This window comes from Aequorivita sediminis (assembly GCF_032080575.2).
GTDB lineage: Bacteria > Bacteroidota > Bacteroidia > Flavobacteriales > Flavobacteriaceae > Aequorivita > Aequorivita sediminis.
On the sequence record NZ_JAVLSO020000008.1, the window covers coordinates 35356 to 53785 of the forward strand.

The window sequence follows — 18430 nt, forward strand, 5'->3', positions numbered from 1 at the left end:
AACAAACTATGGGAATGAACAAAAACACTGTATTGGCATGGGCAACATTTATAATGATTGTAGTAGGTTTAGTTCTTATTGGCTTAGGTGCCTTTCGGTACGATGATATTGCTGGTTGGGGCTTCGCTTCAGTAGGTATTGGCTTTTTTGCTATTGCTTGGGTTTTTAACGCATTAAAAGGGAGAGTTTAAAAAAGCAATTTGTAATCAGTAAAAAGTTTAATTTATATAAATTTTTTATTGTTTTCGGTTTAATATTATGTCTGAAGAAAAACTAATACGAGAAAGACTTTCAAAGCATCTTTACGGTGGAGAGGCCTTTATGCCCGTGATGGAAATGTTGGATAAAATTTCTTTTGAAGATATCAATACTCGTCCAGCCAATTTGCCTTACTCTTTTTATGAATTGTTTTTTCATATTGTTTTTACTCAAAAAGACATTGTAAAGTTCACCTGTTCTGATGACTACATCACACCAAAATGGCCAGATTTTTATTGGCCCAAAGAAAAAATATGTAAGAATGCTGAAGAATGGGAAACCCTAAAAGCTGAATATATTACAGACCGCGAACGTTTAAAAAACTTCCTTTTAGATGAGAAAAATCAACTAACCAAAGCAGTCAAAAATGGAAAAGGAGAACAAACACTGCTACGCGAATTGCTCCTCGTAATTGAACACACTGCGTATCACACTGGACAAATGCTAATTGTATTAAGACTTCTTAATCTTCATTAAATGGTTATTAGTTTCTAGTTTAAAATGAATCAATTTCAGTGCTTAAAAATCACATTTATAACGCTTGCGACAAAAAATAATAGAGAGTAATCTCAACAATAAATAATAAATTACAATCAATAATTATGTCTGACGATAAAAAAGTAATCTTCTCGATGTCTGGGTTAACAAAAACCTATCAAAGTGCCCAGACTCCTGTACTTAAAAATATATATCTAAGTTTCTTCTACGGTGCCAAAATTGGTATTCTTGGTTTAAACGGAAGTGGTAAATCTACATTGCTTCGCATTATTGCAGGAGAAGAAAAAAACTACCAAGGCGATGTGGTTTTCGCTCCTGGATATACAGTAGGGTACTTAGAACAAGAGCCAAAACTAGACGAATCTAAAACTGTGCTTGAAGTTGTAAAGGAAGGAGTGCAAGAAGTTGTTGACGTGCTTGATGAGTACAATAAGATTAACGACATGTTCGGGCTTCCTGAAGTGTATGAGAATCCTGATAAGATGGAGGAGTTGATGAATAAACAAGCAAAGCTTCAGGATAAAATTGACGCGACTAACGCTTGGGAACTCGATACCAAATTAGAAATAGCAATGGATGCGCTTCGTACTCCAGAGCCAGATAAGCTTATTAGTGTACTATCAGGAGGTGAAAGACGTCGTGTAGCATTGTGTAGGTTGCTTCTTAGAGAACCAGATGTACTATTGCTGGATGAGCCTACCAACCACTTGGATGCAGAGAGTGTTCATTGGTTAGAGCATCATTTAGCAGAATATAAAGGAACTGTAATTGCCGTTACTCACGACCGTTACTTCCTAGATAACGTTGCTGGTTGGATTTTAGAACTAGATAGAGGTGAAGGTATTCCTTGGAAAGGAAATTACTCATCTTGGTTAGATCAAAAATCGAAGCGATTAGCACTAGAGCAAAAGCAAGCTGGAAAACGTCAAAAAACGCTTGAACGTGAGTTGGAGTGGGTTCGTCAAGGAGCTAAAGGTCGCCAAACAAAACAAAAGGCACGTTTACAGAATTACGACAAGCTTTTAAGTCAAGATCAAAAGCAATTGGATGAGAAGTTAGAAATCTACATCCCTAATGGACCAAGACTGGGAACAAATGTTATTGAAGCGAATGATGTTTCCAAGGCATTTGGCGATAAGCTGCTTTATGAAAACTTAAACTTTAAATTACCACAGGCAGGTATTGTAGGTATTATCGGTCCTAACGGAGCAGGTAAAACAACCATTTTTAAGATGATTATGGGGGAAGAAACCCCAGACAAAGGAACTTTTGAAGTGGGTGAAACTGCTAAAATTGCTTACGTAGATCAAACACACTCTAATATAGATCCTGAAAAAACCATTTGGGAGAACTTCAGCGATGGTCAAGAGCTTATTATGATGGGTGGCCGACAAGTAAACTCTAGAGCTTATTTAAGTCGTTTTAACTTCAGTGGTAGCGAGCAAAACAAAAAAGTATCTATGCTTTCTGGTGGAGAAAGAAACCGACTTCATTTAGCTATGACGTTAAAAGAAGAAGGAAACGTTCTCCTGCTTGATGAGCCAACAAACGACTTAGATGTTAACACCTTACGAGCGTTAGAGGAAGGTTTAGAAAACTTTGCTGGCTGTGCTGTAGTAATTAGCCACGACCGTTGGTTTTTAGATAGAATTTGTACTCACATTTTAGCTTTTGAAGGTAATAGTGAAGTGTATTATTTCGAAGGAGGCTTTAGTGAATATGAAGAGAATAAAAAGAAACGCTTAGGCGGCGACTTGATGCCGAAACGTATTAAATACAAAAAACTAATTAGATAAATTATGTGGAAATATTTTATTGCGCTTGGTTTAATAGTAACGATTTCATCCTGTGGATCTAAAAATACCGCTATGAAATCGTCTAAGGCCGCTAAGGAAATTGTATTAGGGAAAAGTGAAGTTGTATCTTACAAAAGTTTAGGTAACGGCGTGGCTTCAGTATCTTTAAAACTCTATGAGAACAACACCTTTTTATTCGACTTTAAAAGTATTCCGCAGCCTGGTTCAAACGACAAACCTGTGGTAATTTCTGAAAAAGGAACTTACACATCTGATGGAAGTTGGAAGACTTTAAATTTTGTAAAACCAAAGTTTTCGCTAGCTGCAATTTTTGACGCTCAGTACGGTGATGCTTCACACTTTACCGTAATAAGCAACGATAAAGTAAAGATAAACTCCTCAAAACCCGCCTTGCCAATTTGGGGTGTAGTTTGTGAGAAAAAATAAATTATTGTCTGTTAGAACTAAAATACAAGCATTTGCAAAGTATTCGTTCTAACAGACTTTTTTATTGTATTATCTTTTAAAACGGATTAAGAAATCACATCGCTTACTAAATAAGCGATAGCCTTTCCAACTTGGTTTGGTGCAACCCCAGCAGAAGGAGCACCTTCGCAAAGATGAACATAGCTCGCGTTTTTGTTTTTAGCGAAATAGGAGACGAATTGTCGCGCTTGCGTTACTGAAAAACCACTTGGTGTAATTGCACTACTTCCCATTATTTCAATAGCATCCATATCCAATTCAATCCCAAAGTTATCCTTACTACAAAAGCTTTCACTTTCGGCTAATGCTTCAGAAAAGCTTTTGTTTTGATTAATTGCTATATCCTCAAAAAGATTAAATTTCACTTTCTCAGGATTGTTTTTCATCGAAGCAAATACGACTTCAGAAGTGTAGTTTCTATGAAGCCCGAATATAAAATACTTGCTTAAAAACCCTTCTTCAAAAGCATAAGAAAATCCGTTGCCACTGTGGCGGTGTTCTAAGGCACGAAAATCTGTATGTGCATCAAAATTTATACAGTTTATAGGTTTTTTTAATCCTTCAGAAGTTCCTTTTATATTTCCGTAACTATTATTGTGGCCTCCACCTATAATTATCGGGAATTTTCCAGCTGCAACTATTGCTTTTATAACTTCGGCTACTTTATGGTCTATTTGAAATACAAGTTCACCAAGTTTTTCGGCATAATGTTTATCTGCTTTTGAAATATTTTCTACCTGCTTCATCTGAGTGTCGCAGTCTATTTCCCCTAAAAGAATAACATTCTCAGCATTTGTTAAGTGATTGTGCTGAATATTTAAAATACTCCCTAATGCAGTGTTCCAAGCCTTTGAAGTTCCTGGATTCCCATAATTTGCACGAACGCCAATATCCTCAGGGATACCTAGTAAAACGTAATTAGACGAATGATTCTTTAAGCTTTCAAGAGAATCAACGAAACCAACTTTTTCACCAAATTTAGTTTCACCAGCGCGCTTATTGATATAAGGAGCGGCATCTTTTTCGGAGTAAATTTTAATTAAATTCATTTTACTTCCTTACCATTAATTATAACAGCATCAATCATATTGCTTCCGAATGCATAAGGCAAATAACCATACGATGGAATTGGCTTTGTAATGATGAGGTTTGCCGCTTTTCCTTTTGTAATACTTCCATGAGTATCACTTAAGCCCATTGCATATGCTCCATTGATAGTAGCAGCATTAATAGCTTCCTCTGGAGTTAGTCGCATTTTAATACAAGCGGTTGCCACCACAAAATTCATGTTTCCACTTGGCGTAGAACCAGGGTTGTAATCGGTTGCAAGCGCTAAAGGAAGCCCTGCGTCAATCATTTTTCTTCCAGGTGCATACGGGATACTTAAAAAATATGAACAAGAAGGAAGCGCCACTGGCATGGTATCACTGTTTTTTAAAGCGTCTATATCTTCATCCGTCATTACTTCTAAATGATCTACACTTAATGCTTTGTGTTTTACTGCCGATTCAATTCCGCCAATACTATTAAATTGATTAACGTGTACTTTTGGAATTAGGTTGTATTTTTTTCCTTCTTCGAGTAAACGCTCCATATCTGCAACTGAGAAATAACCTTCCTCACAAAAGATATCTACATATTCGGCAAGACCTTTTTCAGCTACTTTTGGAAGCATTTCGTTACACAATAAATCCATATATCCATCTTTGTTTCCCTTGTATTCTGTAGGAATTGCATGCGCACCTAAGAATGTAGTTTTGATAGTTATTGGATAATTCTCAGAAAGTTTTTTAGCTACACGAAGCATTTTCATTTCAGCTTCTGTAGTAAGTCCGTACCCACTTTTAATTTCTAAAGCGCCAGTACCTAAACTCATTATTTCCTCTAAACGAGTTGCCGATTGATTGTATAATTCTTCTTCAGAAGTTTCTTGAAGTTTTTTCGCACTATTTACAATCCCACCTCCTTTTTCGGCTATTTCTTGATACGTAAGACCGTTTATTCTATCTACAAATTCTTGTTCTCTATTTCCAGCATAAACCAAATGGCTATGACTGTCGCACCAAGCCGGAAGCACCATTTTACCTGAACAGTCTAGGGGTTTAAAACCTTCATATTCTTTCAGATTGTCCATAGTACCGTAGTCTTCAATCTTCCCATTGTTTAAAAACACCCAAGCATTTTTAAGTGTAGGGAGATCTTTCATCTCTTTTCCACTTAATTTTAAAGGAGAGTTTTCACGTACTTGGAGTAATTCTTTTATGTTAGTGAGTAGTAATTTCATTGTCTTTTATTAATTCTTGTAATTTTTTATAAAGATAAAGAAAGTAAATTCTATAAGAGAAGAGGCAAATATATAAATTGAAGTTAACCGAGCAGAAATGATATTTAAGAATATATCGAGCCTTGGAAATAGGTTTTGATATTCTGAAATTTCTTCTTTGTAATTTATATCTTTAAAGCTTCTGAATTACTAAACTATGAAATCTAAAAAACTAGGGCTCAACTCCATTTGTACGCATGTAGGTGAATTAGAGGATAAACAGTTTAAAGGAGCTATTTCGCCACTGTACATGTCGAGTAGCTATGCTTTTGAAGACGTTGAGGTAAAGCGATATCCGCGATATTTTAATACACCTAATCAAGAGGCGCTTTGCAAGAAAATTGCGATGTTGGAAAAATGTGAAGCAGCCCTTATCTTCGGAAGTGGAATGGCAGCAGTTAGCACAACAATGTTGGCGTTTCTTCACAAAGGCGACCATGTAGTGCTACCTCAAACTTTATATGGAGGGACTTATAATTTTGTAGTTGAAGAGTTTCATAAATTTGGAATAGAATATTCATTTACTGAAGGGTTTTCGGAAAAGGATTTTTCAGAGAAAATTCAGATGAATACAAAAGTGATATTTGTTGAAACGCCATCCAACCCATTGATGCGGATAACCGATTTAGAAATGATTTCGAAACTAGCTAAAAAGCACGGAATTATTTCTATGATAGACAACACTTTTGCTTCCCCAGTAAATCAAACTCCAGCCGATTTCGGAATTGACATTATGATACACAGTGCCACAAAATATATGGGTGGTCACAGTGATATATGTGCCGGTGCAGTAGCAGCAAGCGAAGAGCATATAAAAGTAATTTGGAATCTCGGTAAAAACTTAGGTGGTAGCCTTAGCGATTATACTGTTTGGCTTTTGGAGCGCAGTATGAAAACCATGGGATTACGCGTAAAAGCGCAAAATAAAAACGCTAAAAAAATGGCTAAGTGGCTTGAGAAACACCCTCTAGTTGATAAAGTTTATTATCCAGGTCTAAAAACGCATCCAGATTATACGCTTGCTAAAAAGCAGATGAGAGGTTATACTGGTATGCTTTCTTTTGAAATTAATGAATCTTTAAATGTAAATGAGTTTTTAAAGAGTTTAAGGTTAATAAAACCATCTATGAGTCTAGCAGGAGTGGAATCTACAATTCTTTCGCCAGCTAAAACTTCACACGGTTTGTTGTCTCCTGAAGCTAGAAAAAAGCAGGGGATAAGTGATGGTTTACTGCGTTTCTCGGTAGGAATAGAGGAAGTAGCAGATTTAAAAAACGATATAGAAAGTGCTTTTAATAAAATTAAAAATTAATTTATATGAAGATTGATATCCTTGCTATAGGCGCACATCCTGATGATGTAGAATTGGGGTGCTCGGCGACCTTGGCTAAAGAAATACACAAAGGGAAAAAGGTAGGTTTGTTAGATTTAACACGAGGCGAATTAGGAACTCGTGGAACGGCAGAAATTCGGGATCAAGAGGCTGCAGATGCTGCCAAAATTTTAGGAGCGGAGTTTAGGCATAACTTAGGACTTGCTGATGGTTTTTTTGTAAATGATAAGGCATCACAGTTGGAGATTATAAAAATAATTAGGAAGTATCAACCAGAAGTGGTTTTGTGTAATGCAATTGACGATAGACATATAGATCACGGAAAGGGTAGTAAGTTGGCTAGTGATGCATGCTTTTTAAGTGGTTTACAGAAAATCGAAACTATTTATGAAGGGCAGGTTCAAAAAGCTTGGCGACCAAAGTTTGTTTATCACTACATTCAATGGAAAAATATTGAACCTGATTTTGTAGTAGATGTAACTGGATTCTTGGATAAGAAACTAGAAACAGTTTTTGCTTACAAAAGTCAGTTTCACCAAGAAGGTGCTAACGAACCTGAAACCCCAATAACTTCTACAAATTTTAGGGATAGTATAACCTACAGAGCTCAAGATTTAGGGCGACTTATTGGAACTGAGCACGCTGAGGGCTTTACGGTAGAAAGATTTCCCGCTGTTGATTCTATTTTTGATTTGATTTAATCTTTTATTTAAAGAAGATTTCAAATTTTTATGTTTTGATGTTGTACAACAACAAGAATTGATTTATATTTGCATCCGCTTAACGGCGTTGTGTTTTAAAGCACATAAAATGGTGGTTGTAGCTCAGCTGGTTAGAGCGCTTGATTGTGGTTCAAGAGGTCGCCGGTTCGAAACCGGTCTTCCACCCAAAAGACAAAGTCTTCCTTAACGGGAAGACTTTTTTTGTTTTAAGAGTTTTTGTGGGTATGATTTAGGTTGAGAAGTTTACCCTGAGCGAAGTCGAAGGGAAACCGGTCTTCCACCCAAAAGACAAAGTCTTCCTTAAAAGGAGGACTTTTTTTGTTTTAAGAGTTTTTGTGGGTACGATTTAGGTTGAGAAGTTTACCCTGAGCGGAGTGGAAGTGCAGTCGAGACCTAATTTAAGTCAGTCACTTAAAGTTCTCGACTGCGCTCGAACGGACATCTGTATCGCTGCCGCGCGATTTTATCGCGTGCTATGGCTTTCAAAGTATTACTGTAGTGGTAAATTTTAGAGTAAATAAAAACCCTCCAAAAATTCAAGGAGGGCTTTTGTAATTGATTGTTTATCTGTAATTTACGACTTACTAGTGTCGTTTAGCTTAATTCTTTCTTCTCTATTTGCAAGTTCCCAAGCTGTTAAGAAGATAAGTTTGGTGCGTCTTTCTAACAAGTCGTATTCAATTTTGTCAGGAGTGTCAGATATTTTGTGATAATCTTCGTGAACTCCGTTAAAGTAAAATATTACTGGAACATTATTTTTTGCAAAGTTGTAGTGGTCGCTTCGGTAGTAAAAGCGATTAGGGTCGTTAGGATCGTCATATTTATAGTCCAGTTCCATGTTGATATACTTTTCATTTACCTCTTCAGAAACATCTTGTAATTCTTGACTAAGTTTATTACTTCCTATTAAATAAAGATAATCAGGGTTGTCTTTTTTATCAGGATCTATTCTTCCAATCATATCAATATTCAGATTGCTCACAGTGTTTTCTAATGGGAAAATTGGATTTTCGGAATAGTAGCGAGAGCCATAAAGTCCAATTTCTTCTCCGGTAACATGAAGGAAAACCACAGAGCGCTTAGGTCTGTATCCATCTTTTACTGCTTGTTGAAAAGCCTTTGCAATCATCATTATTGCTACAGTTCCACTACCATCATCATCGGCACCGTTAAATACATTTCCTTCTTTATCCATCCCTACGTGATCTAAGTGGGCTGAGATAACAATTACTTCTTCTGGTTTTTCTGAACCTTTTATATATGCTATAACATTTTCAGAAGCTTTTGCGTCGCCTCTTCCTTGAAAATAACTAGCAGGAACAACTTGGTAATAATTGTCTTTCTCAATAGGAGACTTTATTCCGTGTTTAACATAAAAATCGCGAATGTATTCCGAAGCCATTTTTTGCCCCTTAGAACCTGTCATTCTACCTTCCATTTCGTCGCTAGCATAAATGTATAGGTGTTCTTTTAGTTCTTTAGCGGTTATTGTATTTGCGTATTTTAAGTTGTTTTCTGTAGAATCGGTTTTAGTTTGTTTCTGAGTAGCGTTGCATGATAGAATTAACGAAGAAAAAACTGTCAGAAGTAATAGTTTCATAGGTTGTATTAATTTAATTTATTCGTGGGAAATAAGTTCGTAATGGTTTGGTGAACTACCATCACCATCAGCTTTGTTGTATTTAAAAGTGTGGACTTTTACTATTTCGTTACCATCGCGATCTTGTGATTTGATTGTGATTTTTACCAAATAATTCACTCCAATTGTCCCGTCTTCAACGTCGGTTTCTGTGACTTCAATATTTTCATTATTGAATTTTGTTCCTTCAGGTAAATCTAGTTTTTCAATGGCATCTTTTTTTGCCAATTCACGAATAACAGCTTTTCTGTCGCTTTCAGTAGCACAGGATACTATTATTAACGATAATAAGATAAATGCAAGTTTTTTCATCATTTTACATTTTAGGTTAATTGGTAAAGATAAAATAAGTTGTAAGTCTTAATGTAAAAGTTTTGTGAAAAAGACCAGACAAAACTTTAGAAACGACTTATAGTAGTAGCATTTCTTATATTTGCAGAAATTTTGTAATTATGAAAGTAGAACAAATATATACAGGCTGCCTTTCACAAGGAGCATACTATATTGAAAGTCAGGGTGAAGTAGCAATTATCGACCCATTAAGAGAAACAAAGCCATATCTTGAGCGTGCTGAAAAAGACAACGCTAAAATCAAATATATTTTTGAAACTCATTTCCACGCCGATTTTGTTAGTGGGCATATAACGCTTTCGCAGCAAACAGGAGCGCCAATTGTATATGGCCCATTAGCCAATCCTACTTTTGAAGCAATTGTGGCAAAAGACAATGAGGTATTTAAATTAGGTGATGTAACTATAACTGCAATCCATACTCCAGGACACACTATGGAAAGCACAACGTATTTGCTGAAAGACGAAAATGGAAAAGATTACGCTATTTTTAGTGGAGATACTTTGTTTTTAGGTGATGTAGGACGTCCAGATCTTGCACAGAAAGCCAATGAAGTTACTCAAGAAGACTTAGCCGGAATATTGTTTGATAGTCTTCGAAACAAAATTATGCCTTTAGCCGATGATGTTATTGTTTACCCTGCTCACGGGGCTGGTTCTGCGTGCGGGAAAAATATGATGAAAGAAACGGTTGACACTTTAGGAAATCAAAAACAAATGAACTACGCTTTACGTGCAGATATGACGCGTAAAGAGTTTATAAAAGAAGTTACCGACGGTTTAGCTCCGCCTCCTTTGTATTTCCCGATGAACGTAAAGATGAATCGCGAAGGTTATTCAGACTTTAATGAAGTACTTGCTGAAGGAACGAAAGCATTAGATCCAGAAACTTTTGAAAGAATTGCTAATGAAACAAATGCGATAGTATTGGACGTTCGTCATCAAAATGACTTTATTTCAGGTCATATTCCACGTTCTATATTTATAGGGTTAGATGGTGGATTTGCTCCTTGGGTGGGCGCTTTGCTTGCCGATGTAGAACAAAAAATACTGTTAGTAGTTGCTCCGGGTAGAGAAGAAGAAGCTGTTACACGTTTATCTAGAGTTGGTTTCGATAAAACTTTAGGTTACTTAGAAGGTGGCGTAGCTGCTTGGGAAAAAGCAGGTAAGGAAATCGACACTTTAACTTCAGTTTCAGCGGAAACGTTAAAAGAAAAAATGCAATCTAATGTTCCTATTGTGGATGTTCGTAATGATGGTGAATATAATACGGCTCATATTCCACAAGCCCAACATGCTCCTCTTGGTTTCTTAAACGATTATTTAGATGGTTTGCCAGAAAATGAAACTTTTTACTTGCACTGTGCAGGCGGATATCGTTCAGTAATTGCAGCCTCTATTTTAAAAAGTCGAGGAATTCATAATGTAGTAGATGTTGCTGGAGGATTTAAAGCTATTAAAGAAGCTGGAATTCCAGTGGAAGCTTAATTTAATACTATTAAGATTTAAATAGAAAACCCCGAATCGTTTTTGACTCGGGGTTTTCTATTTATTTATGCAACATTCTAATGGTCGGCAATATCTTCAAGCGTTCTCACTTTCTTTAATGTACCGTAAATTTCGGTAGCCTGTTTTTGAACTACTTCAGCAATTTTAGGTGGAAAATTTTCGTGCTTTAGTTTGTCTTCGTATTCATCCCAACTCGCTTTTTCACCTCTTATACATTCTTCTAAGATTGCTTCATCGTCGTGCCCTGTAAATGCACTTTTAACATCTATCCAAGTTCGGTGAAGATCTCCAGCAAAACTTCCCTTTTCCTTAGGTTCTTCATTTAAATTGATAATTTCATTAGTAAGCTCGGTTGCAAAACGACTTCTTTGAACGGCTTGTTGTTTTAAAAATGATTTTAATTGAGGCGTTTTTGCATCAGTCATTGCTTTTGTAAACCCTTTTTCAGCATCGTAATTCTTTTCTAGAAGCTCTTGTAAATTGTTAACCAAGTTATCGTGGTTGTCTTCTCTTGCTTTTTCATTTGTAGTTTTCATAGTTTTCTTTTTTTGGTTGATATAAAGATACTTGAAGTATCTACTTGAGTATCTTACAGTTTTCTTAATTGAGAAGTGTTTAACAAATGTTGTTAAGATTTATGCAATTCATATTTTAAGAATATTGTTTTTACGTTTAAATATGGATTCAAGTTAATTTTCTATCTTTCAATTAAAAACTATGGACTTAAAATCAAACGAGCCTTTTTGGTTAATAAAAAATGAATTCCCTCAGAGTTATCCATCACTTCGGGAATCTATCTCTTCAGAAATTCTAATAGTTGGAGCAGGGATAACAGGAGCACTAGTTGCCTATAAACTTTTAGAAGAAGGTAAAAAAGTGGTCATGGTGGACAAACGTGATATTTGTAACGGAAGCACAGCTGCTAGTACTTCGATGTTGCAATATGAAATCGATGAACCGCTACATAAATTAATCGACCTTGTGGGGGTCACCATTGCGGTATCAAGCTATCAAAATTGTGAAAAATCTATTTCGGACCTCGAACTAATTGTGAAAAAAATTAAAAGTAAATGTGGGTTTACGAAAAAGAAGAGCGTCTATTTTACTTCCACTAAAAAGGATGTTACTTTTCTTAAAGAAGAATTTGAAGCCCGTCAACAACACGGGTTTAAGGTGAAGTGGTTGTCAAAAGAAGAATTAAGTGAATTAGGATTAAATGCTTATGCTGCCATCGAGTCGGAAGCGGGCGCGGTGATGGATGTTTATCGATTTGCCCACGATTTGTTGAAGTATTGCACCAAAAAAGGGTTGCAAATTTATGATAAAACAGCGTTGAATAATGTGAAATTTAAAGATGAAAAGATTATTGCTACAGTAAATCATGATTTTACTATTGAAGTAAATGACATAGTTCACTGTACAGGATATGAAAGTGTAGAAACTGTAAAGGAGGAAATAGTTGATTTAAAAAGTACATATGCTCTAGCGTCTGAAGCATTTAAAACCGTTCCAAAAGCATTTAAAGATAGAATTTATTGGAATACCGATGAACCCTATTTATACTTTAGAAGCACTGATGACGGACGAATAGTAATGGGTGGTGGTGACAGAGACTTTAAAAATGCAGCGAAACGGGATGCATTGCTTTCAAAAAAAGAAAAAGCCTTAACTAAGAGTTTTAAAAAGTGTTTTCCTGAAATTCCATTTATTGCAGATTACGCTTGGGCAGGAACTTTTGGAGAAACAAAAGATAGTTTGCCTTATTTTGGAAAAACAGATTCTAATAAAAACGAACATTATGTATTGGGGTTTGGTGGCAATGGGATAACATTTAGTGTAATGGGAATGGACGCTGTGATTAATTCTATCAACAAAACCCCGCATCCTTATTTAGAATATTACAAGTTCGATAGGTGATAATTGTTGATGCTAATAACTTTTTGTTGTTATTCATTAAATTGTATTTTGTAGCCCCTAAACAAAGGGAGTATGAAATCACTTTTAACAATAGCAATTAAAGCAGCCTTAGTTGCAGGTGTTGAAATTTTAAAAATTTACGAAACCGATTTTAATGTTGAAACTAAAGATGACGCGTCCCCTTTAACTCAGGCCGATAAAAATGCAAATACTGCTATAATGAAGTATTTGCTCAATACTGATATTCCAATTATAAGCGAAGAAAACCGTCAGTTAGATTATGAAGAACGAAAAGACTGGAAACGTTGTTGGATTGTAGATCCGCTAGATGGTACAAAAGAATTTATAAAACGAAACGGTGAATTCACTGTAAATATTGCATTAGTTGAAAATGGCGCTCCTAACTTAGGTGTGATTTACGTTCCAGTTTCAAAAGAGCTTTATTATACGTCGGAAACAGGAAAGGAGTCAAAAAAAGTAATTATTTCTTCTGAAGATGATTCGGTTGAAGAAATTTTCGCAAAAGCAGAAGCGATAAAACCTTCGGCTATAACTTCAGAAGTAAAAATAGTTGGAAGTCGATCGCATTTAAATAAGGAGACAGAAGACTTTATTTCCGAAGTAAAAAAGAAACATAAGGTTGAAATAGTTTCTAAGGGAAGTTCATTAAAATTTTGTTTGTTAGCTGAAGGTTTGGCGCATCTATATCCGCGATATGCCCCTACTATGGAATGGGATACAGCCGCAGGTCATGCAATTTGCAAAGCAGTTGGTATAAGTGTTATTGACCAAACAACTGGCAACGAAATGATTTATAACAAGCCTAATTTATTAAACAACTATTTTGTTGCAGAAGTTTGATGAAGGATCCTTCTAGAAAACGACATATTGCAAAAGCCTTAACCTGGAGAATAGTTGGGTCTGTAGATACCGTGTTTCTATCATGGTTAATTACAGGAAACCCTATGACGGGGTTAAAAATAGGTTTCGCCGAGGTAATAACGAAAATGGTACTGTATTACTTACACGAACGAGTTTGGTTTAATATCAATCTTTCTAAAAGTGGATTGGTTCGCGAAAACAAAATGCGACATCTTGCAAAAACCGTTACTTGGCGAATGGTAGGAACAGCAGATACTATGGTTTTAGCTTGGCTTTTAACCGGTAACCCTTTAACTGGAGTTAAAATAGGTCTAGCTGAACTTTTAACCAAAATGATTTTATACTATATTCACGAACGAATTTGGTATAGAATCGATTATGGTTTGGTTGATAGAGTGGAGATGTGAGGTTTGAGATGTGAGTCTTGAGACGTGAGACTTGAGACGTTATTCCTGAGATTTGAGATAATTATGAATTCAGAATGTAGAATTATGAATTATGAATCTTCTTTATATATAGATTAATGGCATTAGATAGGAAAAAGGGTAGAGGAGATTTTAGTTGTAAAAAAATACAGCTATTGGTTAAGTTGAAAAAAGAATAAACGAAATATCTGTTTTAATAATGAAAGAAAATATTATTCCACATAATTTTAGTGTTTCTCAAAATGAAAGGAGTGATTTAAAAGAGCAGAAGCCAATCTTGCTTTGGTTTACAGGGCTATCGGGGTCTGGAAAGTCTACCGTTGCAGATGCTTTGGAGCGCGCTCTTTTTCAACGCAATATGCACACCTATCTTTTAGATGGTGATAACGTTAGAGGTGGGTTAAATAACAACTTGACATTTTCACCTGAGGATAGAACGGAAAATATCAGACGTATAGCCGAAGTAGCCAATTTAATGCTGGATGCGGGTTTGATAGTTTTGGCTTCATTTATTTCGCCTTATAGAGAGGATCGAGAAATGGTAAAGCGAATTGTAGGGTATAAAAACTTTATAGAAGTATATGTAAACACTCCAATTGAGATATGTGAAAGCAGAGATGTTAAGGGTTTATACGCTAAAGCTCGAGCAGGAGAAATTAAAAACTTTACCGGTGTAGATGCACCTTACGAGCCCCCTATGGCAGCAGATATTGAAATAGACACTTCTCAGATTTCGGTGGAAGATGCGGTTTCATTAATTTTGAATGAAATTGATGATAGAGCAAAGTAAAGGGGGGATAAAAGAGAGCAGGGAATATAGAAAATAGAGCAGAGAAAAGAGAACAGAGAGTAAAGAGGTATGCCTCGGATAAATAAAATGCAAATGAGTAAATATTATTTAAATTATTTAGATGAATTAGAATCTGAAGCTATTTATATTCTTCGGGAGGTTTATGCGCAGTTTCAGAATCCTGTAATACTGTTTTCTGGAGGAAAAGATTCTATTCTTGTAACCCATTTAGCAAAAAAAGCATTTTACCCTTGTAAGATACCTTTCCCTTTACTGCATATCGATACGGGGCATAACTTCCCTGAAACCATTCAGTTTAGAGATAATTTAGTGAAGAATTTAGGAGTACAGTTGTTAGTAGGTTCTGTACAGGAATCTATTGATGCTGGGCGTGTTGCTGAAGAGAGAGGAAAGCACGCTACTCGTAATGCCTTGCAAATAACAACTTTATTGGACGCTATTGAAAGCAATAAAATTGATTGTGCTATTGGTGGCGGCAGACGCGATGAAGAAAAAGCTCGAGCAAAAGAACGTTTTTTTTCACACAGAGACGATTTTGGACAATGGGACCCAAAAAACCAACGTCCAGAGCTTTGGAATATTCTTAATGGAAAACATTTTGAAGGGGAACATTTTCGTGCCTTCCCAATAAGCAATTGGACCGAGATGGATGTTTGGAATTACATCAAAAGAGAGCAAATTGAAATCCCTTCCTTATATAAAGCCCATAATCGTGAAGTAGTATGGCGAAGTGATTCTTGGATTCCAGTTTCTGAATACTTAAAACTAGAGGAAAACGAAAAGATTCACACTAAGAAAGTTCGTTTTAGAACCCTTGGTGATATCACTATTACAGGTGGCATTGAATCGGATGCTGATACCTTAGATAAGATTGTTCTAGAAGTAGCAGCTATGAAACAAACTGAACGGGGCAATCGTACCGATGATAAAAGGAGCGATACAGCAATGGAGGACAGGAAAAGAGAGGGGTATTTTTAAATTAAGAATTAAGAATTCAGAATTATGAATTTACTTTCCTGAAATTAAAAGTTAAGAGTTAAGAGTTATGAGTTCGGAGTTGTGAGTTATGAGTTCGGACGAAATCGTGATACAGGATCTTGGATGGTAGTTTCAAATTCATGAGACAAAAGTTTTGCTTCTTTCGTCTTGTTTTTTGAATCTTGCTTATGATTAATGAAGGGTTTTGGGAGAAGAACACTATTAGAAAATATTCAATATAATATAAACTGTGATAAGCATTTATAATGGAAATAGATAAGAATCAGTTATTGAGATTCACGACTGCGGGGAGTGTAGATGATGGGAAGAGTACTTTAATAGGAAGACTACTGTACGATAGCAAAGCTATTTTTGAAGATCAGTTGGAATCGGTAGAAAATACAAGCCGTAAAAAAGGACACGAAGGAATTGATCTTGCATTGTTTACAGATGGTTTACGCGATGAGCGTGAGCAGGGGATTACTATAGATGTTGCTTACAGATATTTTACAACTCCCAAGCGTAAGTTTATCATTGCCGATACTCCAGGGCACATACAATACACCCGAAATATGGTTACGGGAGCTTCCACAGCAAATGCTGCATTAATTTTAATTGATGCGCGACACGGGGTAATAGAACAAACTAAACGTCACGCATTTATAGCTTCACTTCTGCATATCCCTCACATTATTGTTTGTATCAATAAAATGGATTTAGTGGATTATTCAGAGGAGGTTTATGAGAATATCGTTAGTCAGTTTGAAGGGTTTTCTTCGAAACTTATTGTTAAGGACATTCAATTTCTTCCTATAAGTGCATTAAATGGTGATAATGTAGTAAATCGTTCAACAAATATGGATTGGTATCAAGGCCCACCTTTATTACATGCCTTAGAAACTATGCATATTGGGAGTGATATCAATAAAATTGACGCTCGTTTTCCGGTGCAAACGGTTTTACGTCCGCAACGAAAAGGTTTTATAGATTATAGAGGATATGCAGGTAGAGTTGCTAGTGGAATTTTTAGAAAGGGAGATGAAGTAGTTGTTATGCCATCTGGGTTTAGTTCGAAAATTAAGAGCATCGATACTATGGAAGGGGCTATGGATGAAGTATTTGCACCTATGAGTGTTTCTATTACTTTAGAGGATGATATCGATATTAGTCGTGGTGATATGATTGTGAAGCAAAACAACCAACCTAAAGCCTTGCAGGAATTTGACGCCATGCTGTGTTGGTTTAATACTTCTGCAGCCAAACCTAGAGCGAAATACACTATAGTTCATACTTCAAACGAACAAAAGGCAATGATAAAAGATGTAATTTACAAAATAGATGTCAACACCTATGCCCGTCAAGAGAAGGATAATACCTTAAACATGAATGATATTGCCCGAATTACTATCCGCACTACACGCCCTTTAATGGTAGACGAATACCGCGACAACCGAATTACAGGAAGTTTTATCTTAATTGAAGATTCAACACATGAGACGGTGGCAGCGGGGATGATTGTTTAGCCTGAGCTTTTATAATCAAAAAAATAGAATATAATTTAGTGTTAATAAGATTAGTATTCAATAAAATTTATCCTATTTTTGCCACTTAATAATTCGAATATTTATAAAATAAAATTATAATACTTTTAAACTAATCAACATGAAGTTAGTGAATATCAAGTTTCTTTCAATTGCCGCATTCTTATTGATTGGCATAACAGCAACAGCACAAAAAGGTGATAGACAATACAACAATTGGTCTATAGAAGCCCAAACAGGATATCACGTTCCTTTAGCTCCAAATAAATTTGTAGAATTAGGAGATTATGACGGGGCATTTAAGCAATTTCAAGCTGGTGTGCGTTATATGATAACAGATACATATGGTGTAAGAGCACATTATTCATTCTTAAATTTTGAAAACCCTGAAGTACAAGGTGGTGGGGTGAAATATAATAGAGTAGCCCTTGAAGGTGTTGCTAATGTGTGGAAAGTTGCTAAAGTTGAAGGTGAATTTAAAGAAAATATCGGTCTTTTATTTCATTTAGGTGCTGGAGTTACTTTTGCTAACCCGAGTACTGTTACCGGAACAGATCACATAGGAAATATTATTGTTGGATTTACGCCTCAATTTAGAATTACCGATAACTTTGCTTTATTTGCTGATGTATCTTATATGGCTAACATTAAGCAGCATTACTCTTATGGAGGTGAGCTTTTCGACCTTGGTTATAAGCACGAAACAGGTGGTTTAGTGAATTTAAGTTTAGGTCTAAGTGTCAGCTTTGGAAATAGAGAAGAGCACGCAGACTGGTATTACTAATGTGTGATTTATCTTCTAAAATCTAATTGCATAGCCTCAATCTTATATAAAATATGAATTAAAATGGTCTTTTTTGAAACTCAAAAAAGACCATTTTTTTATGGTATGATTTAATTGTTTTTTAATTAGTTTCGTACGTATTTGCCTTATTTTCAATGTTAAATTTTTAATATGAATA

19 protein-coding genes and 1 tRNA gene are annotated in these 18430 nt (G+C 35.7%); 15 read left to right on the forward strand and 5 right to left on the reverse strand.

Annotated features, from left to right (window positions below; all coding sequences use genetic code 11):
• Positions 1-8 precede the first annotated feature (8 nt).
• The 4 genes from RT250_RS11520 (at position 9) to RT250_RS11535 (ending at position 2999) form a co-directional block, all read left to right on the forward strand.
• Positions 9-191 carry a CAL67264 family membrane protein gene (locus RT250_RS11520; protein ID WP_139855646.1) on the forward strand — a complete coding sequence of 61 codons (183 nt, stop codon included), beginning with the start codon at positions 9-11 and terminating at the stop codon, positions 189-191.
• Positions 192-258: 67 nt separating this feature from the next.
• On the forward strand, positions 259-735 hold the full coding sequence (locus RT250_RS11525) for a DinB family protein (RefSeq protein WP_185098804.1): 477 nt from the start codon (positions 259-261) through the stop codon (positions 733-735).
• A gap of 125 nt (positions 736-860) precedes the next feature.
• On the forward strand, positions 861-2552 hold the full coding sequence (ettA, locus tag RT250_RS11530; RefSeq protein WP_313114895.1) for an energy-dependent translational throttle protein EttA: 1692 nt from the start codon (positions 861-863) through the stop codon (positions 2550-2552).
• Positions 2553-2624: 72 nt separating this feature from the next.
• The gene (locus RT250_RS11535) at positions 2625-2999 is read left to right on the forward strand and encodes a hypothetical protein (protein ID WP_313114896.1); all 375 of its coding nucleotides are present in this window, start codon (positions 2625-2627) and stop codon (positions 2997-2999) included.
• Positions 3000-3085: 86 nt separating this feature from the next.
• On the opposite strand, the gene RT250_RS11540 is transcribed toward RT250_RS11535, so the two are convergent.
• Both RT250_RS11540 and hutI read right to left on the reverse strand, forming a co-directional pair.
• Positions 3086-4087 (reverse strand): formimidoylglutamase, encoded by a 1002-nt coding sequence (locus RT250_RS11540; RefSeq protein WP_313114897.1) that lies wholly within the window; start codon positions 4085-4087, stop codon positions 3086-3088.
• On the reverse strand, positions 4084-5322 hold the full coding sequence (gene hutI, locus RT250_RS11545; protein WP_313114899.1) for an imidazolonepropionase: 1239 nt from the start codon (positions 5320-5322) through the stop codon (positions 4084-4086). The genes RT250_RS11540 and hutI overlap by 4 nt, the downstream gene beginning before the upstream one ends.
• 196 nt (positions 5323-5518) lie before the next feature.
• Here hutI and RT250_RS11550 point away from each other — a divergent pair, with 196 nt between their 5' ends.
• The 3 genes from RT250_RS11550 to RT250_RS11560 all read left to right on the forward strand — a co-directional run bounded on the left by RT250_RS11550 (position 5519) and on the right by RT250_RS11560 (position 7582).
• The gene (locus RT250_RS11550; RefSeq protein ID WP_313114900.1) at positions 5519-6673 is read left to right on the forward strand and encodes a trans-sulfuration enzyme family protein; all 1155 of its coding nucleotides are present in this window, start codon (positions 5519-5521) and stop codon (positions 6671-6673) included.
• Positions 6674-6678: 5 nt separating this feature from the next.
• Positions 6679-7395 (forward strand): bacillithiol biosynthesis deacetylase BshB1, encoded by a 717-nt coding sequence (gene bshB1, locus RT250_RS11555; RefSeq protein WP_139855639.1) that lies wholly within the window; start codon positions 6679-6681, stop codon positions 7393-7395.
• 111 nt (positions 7396-7506) lie between these two features.
• Positions 7507-7582: transfer RNA gene (locus RT250_RS11560), tRNA-His, on the forward strand.
• Positions 7583-7990: 408 nt separating this feature from the next.
• Here the strand turns inward: RT250_RS11560 and RT250_RS11565 are convergent.
• Complete coding sequence (locus tag RT250_RS11565) at positions 7991-9016, reverse strand: M28 family metallopeptidase (protein ID WP_185099034.1); 1026 nt, start codon at positions 9014-9016, stop codon at positions 7991-7993.
• Positions 9017-9034: 18 nt separating this feature from the next.
• Positions 9035-9370, reverse strand: coding sequence for a hypothetical protein (locus RT250_RS11570; RefSeq protein WP_271393578.1), 336 nt, complete (start codon positions 9368-9370; stop codon positions 9035-9037).
• A 137-nt stretch (positions 9371-9507) separates the two neighbouring features.
• Here RT250_RS11570 and RT250_RS11575 point away from each other — a divergent pair, with 137 nt between their 5' ends.
• Complete coding sequence (locus RT250_RS11575; protein ID WP_313114901.1) at positions 9508-10893, forward strand: MBL fold metallo-hydrolase; 1386 nt, start codon at positions 9508-9510, stop codon at positions 10891-10893.
• A 77-nt stretch (positions 10894-10970) separates the two neighbouring features.
• Here the strand turns inward: RT250_RS11575 and RT250_RS11580 are convergent, their stop codons facing one another.
• On the reverse strand, positions 10971-11450 hold the full coding sequence (locus RT250_RS11580) for a ferritin-like domain-containing protein (RefSeq protein ID WP_139855635.1): 480 nt from the start codon (positions 11448-11450) through the stop codon (positions 10971-10973).
• Positions 11451-11631: 181 nt separating this feature from the next.
• On the opposite strand from RT250_RS11580, the gene RT250_RS11585 reads away from it, so the two are divergent.
• From RT250_RS11585 to RT250_RS11615, 7 genes are all read left to right on the forward strand, one after another.
• Entirely contained in the window at positions 11632-12831 is a 1200-nt protein-coding gene (locus tag RT250_RS11585; RefSeq protein WP_313114902.1) for an NAD(P)/FAD-dependent oxidoreductase, read from the forward strand.
• Between the two features lie 72 nt (positions 12832-12903).
• Positions 12904-13692, forward strand: a complete 789-nt coding sequence (gene cysQ / locus RT250_RS11590) for a 3'(2'),5'-bisphosphate nucleotidase CysQ (RefSeq protein ID WP_313114904.1) — start codon at positions 12904-12906, stop codon at positions 13690-13692.
• Positions 13692-14120: a DUF2061 domain-containing protein gene (locus RT250_RS11595; protein WP_313114905.1), complete on the forward strand. Its 429-nt coding sequence runs from the start codon at positions 13692-13694 to the stop codon at positions 14118-14120. The genes cysQ and RT250_RS11595 overlap by 1 nt, the downstream gene beginning before the upstream one ends.
• A 217-nt stretch (positions 14121-14337) precedes the next feature.
• Entirely contained in the window at positions 14338-14928 is a 591-nt protein-coding gene (gene cysC, locus RT250_RS11600; RefSeq protein ID WP_313114906.1) for an adenylyl-sulfate kinase, read from the forward strand.
• A gap of 93 nt (positions 14929-15021) precedes the next feature.
• Positions 15022-15927: a sulfate adenylyltransferase subunit CysD gene (cysD, locus tag RT250_RS11605; protein WP_237608780.1), complete on the forward strand. Its 906-nt coding sequence runs from the start codon at positions 15022-15024 to the stop codon at positions 15925-15927.
• 266 nt (positions 15928-16193) lie between these two features.
• The gene (locus tag RT250_RS11610) at positions 16194-17450 is read left to right on the forward strand and encodes a sulfate adenylyltransferase subunit 1 (protein WP_313114907.1); all 1257 of its coding nucleotides are present in this window, start codon (positions 16194-16196) and stop codon (positions 17448-17450) included.
• A 139-nt stretch (positions 17451-17589) separates the two neighbouring features.
• A complete protein-coding gene (locus RT250_RS11615; protein WP_313114908.1) occupies positions 17590-18252 on the forward strand; it encodes a hypothetical protein in 663 nt (220 codons plus the stop codon).
• Positions 18253-18430 lie beyond the last annotated feature (178 nt).

Bases quoted from the DNA above. Each gene is read 5' to 3' on its own strand.
- RT250_RS11520 (WP_139855646.1), top strand. From the start codon at position 9: ATGGGAATGAACAAAAACACTGTATTGGCATGGGCAACATTTATAATG.
- RT250_RS11525 (WP_185098804.1), top strand. From the start codon at position 259: ATGTCTGAAGAAAAACTAATACGAGAAAGACTTTCAAAGCATCTTTAC.
- ettA (WP_313114895.1), top strand. From the start codon at position 861: ATGTCTGACGATAAAAAAGTAATCTTCTCGATGTCTGGGTTAACAAAA.
- RT250_RS11535 (WP_313114896.1), top strand. From the start codon at position 2,625: ATGAAATCGTCTAAGGCCGCTAAGGAAATTGTATTAGGGAAAAGTGAA.
- RT250_RS11540 (WP_313114897.1), bottom strand. From the start codon at position 4,087: ATGAATTTAATTAAAATTTACTCCGAAAAAGATGCCGCTCCTTATATC.
- hutI (WP_313114899.1), bottom strand. From the start codon at position 5,322: ATGAAATTACTACTCACTAACATAAAAGAATTACTCCAAGTACGTGAA.
- RT250_RS11550 (WP_313114900.1), top strand. From the start codon at position 5,519: ATGAAATCTAAAAAACTAGGGCTCAACTCCATTTGTACGCATGTAGGT.
- bshB1 (WP_139855639.1), top strand. From the start codon at position 6,679: ATGAAGATTGATATCCTTGCTATAGGCGCACATCCTGATGATGTAGAA.
- RT250_RS11565 (WP_185099034.1), bottom strand. From the start codon at position 9,016: ATGAAACTATTACTTCTGACAGTTTTTTCTTCGTTAATTCTATCATGC.
- RT250_RS11570 (WP_271393578.1), bottom strand. From the start codon at position 9,370: ATGATGAAAAAACTTGCATTTATCTTATTATCGTTAATAATAGTATCC.
- RT250_RS11575 (WP_313114901.1), top strand. From the start codon at position 9,508: ATGAAAGTAGAACAAATATATACAGGCTGCCTTTCACAAGGAGCATAC.
- RT250_RS11580 (WP_139855635.1), bottom strand. From the start codon at position 11,450: ATGAAAACTACAAATGAAAAAGCAAGAGAAGACAACCACGATAACTTG.
- RT250_RS11585 (WP_313114902.1), top strand. From the start codon at position 11,632: ATGGACTTAAAATCAAACGAGCCTTTTTGGTTAATAAAAAATGAATTC.
- cysQ (WP_313114904.1), top strand. From the start codon at position 12,904: ATGAAATCACTTTTAACAATAGCAATTAAAGCAGCCTTAGTTGCAGGT.
- RT250_RS11595 (WP_313114905.1), top strand. From the start codon at position 13,692: ATGAAGGATCCTTCTAGAAAACGACATATTGCAAAAGCCTTAACCTGG.
- cysC (WP_313114906.1), top strand. From the start codon at position 14,338: ATGAAAGAAAATATTATTCCACATAATTTTAGTGTTTCTCAAAATGAA.
- cysD (WP_237608780.1), top strand. From the start codon at position 15,022: ATGAGTAAATATTATTTAAATTATTTAGATGAATTAGAATCTGAAGCT.
- RT250_RS11610 (WP_313114907.1), top strand. From the start codon at position 16,194: ATGGAAATAGATAAGAATCAGTTATTGAGATTCACGACTGCGGGGAGT.
- RT250_RS11615 (WP_313114908.1), top strand. From the start codon at position 17,590: ATGAAGTTAGTGAATATCAAGTTTCTTTCAATTGCCGCATTCTTATTG.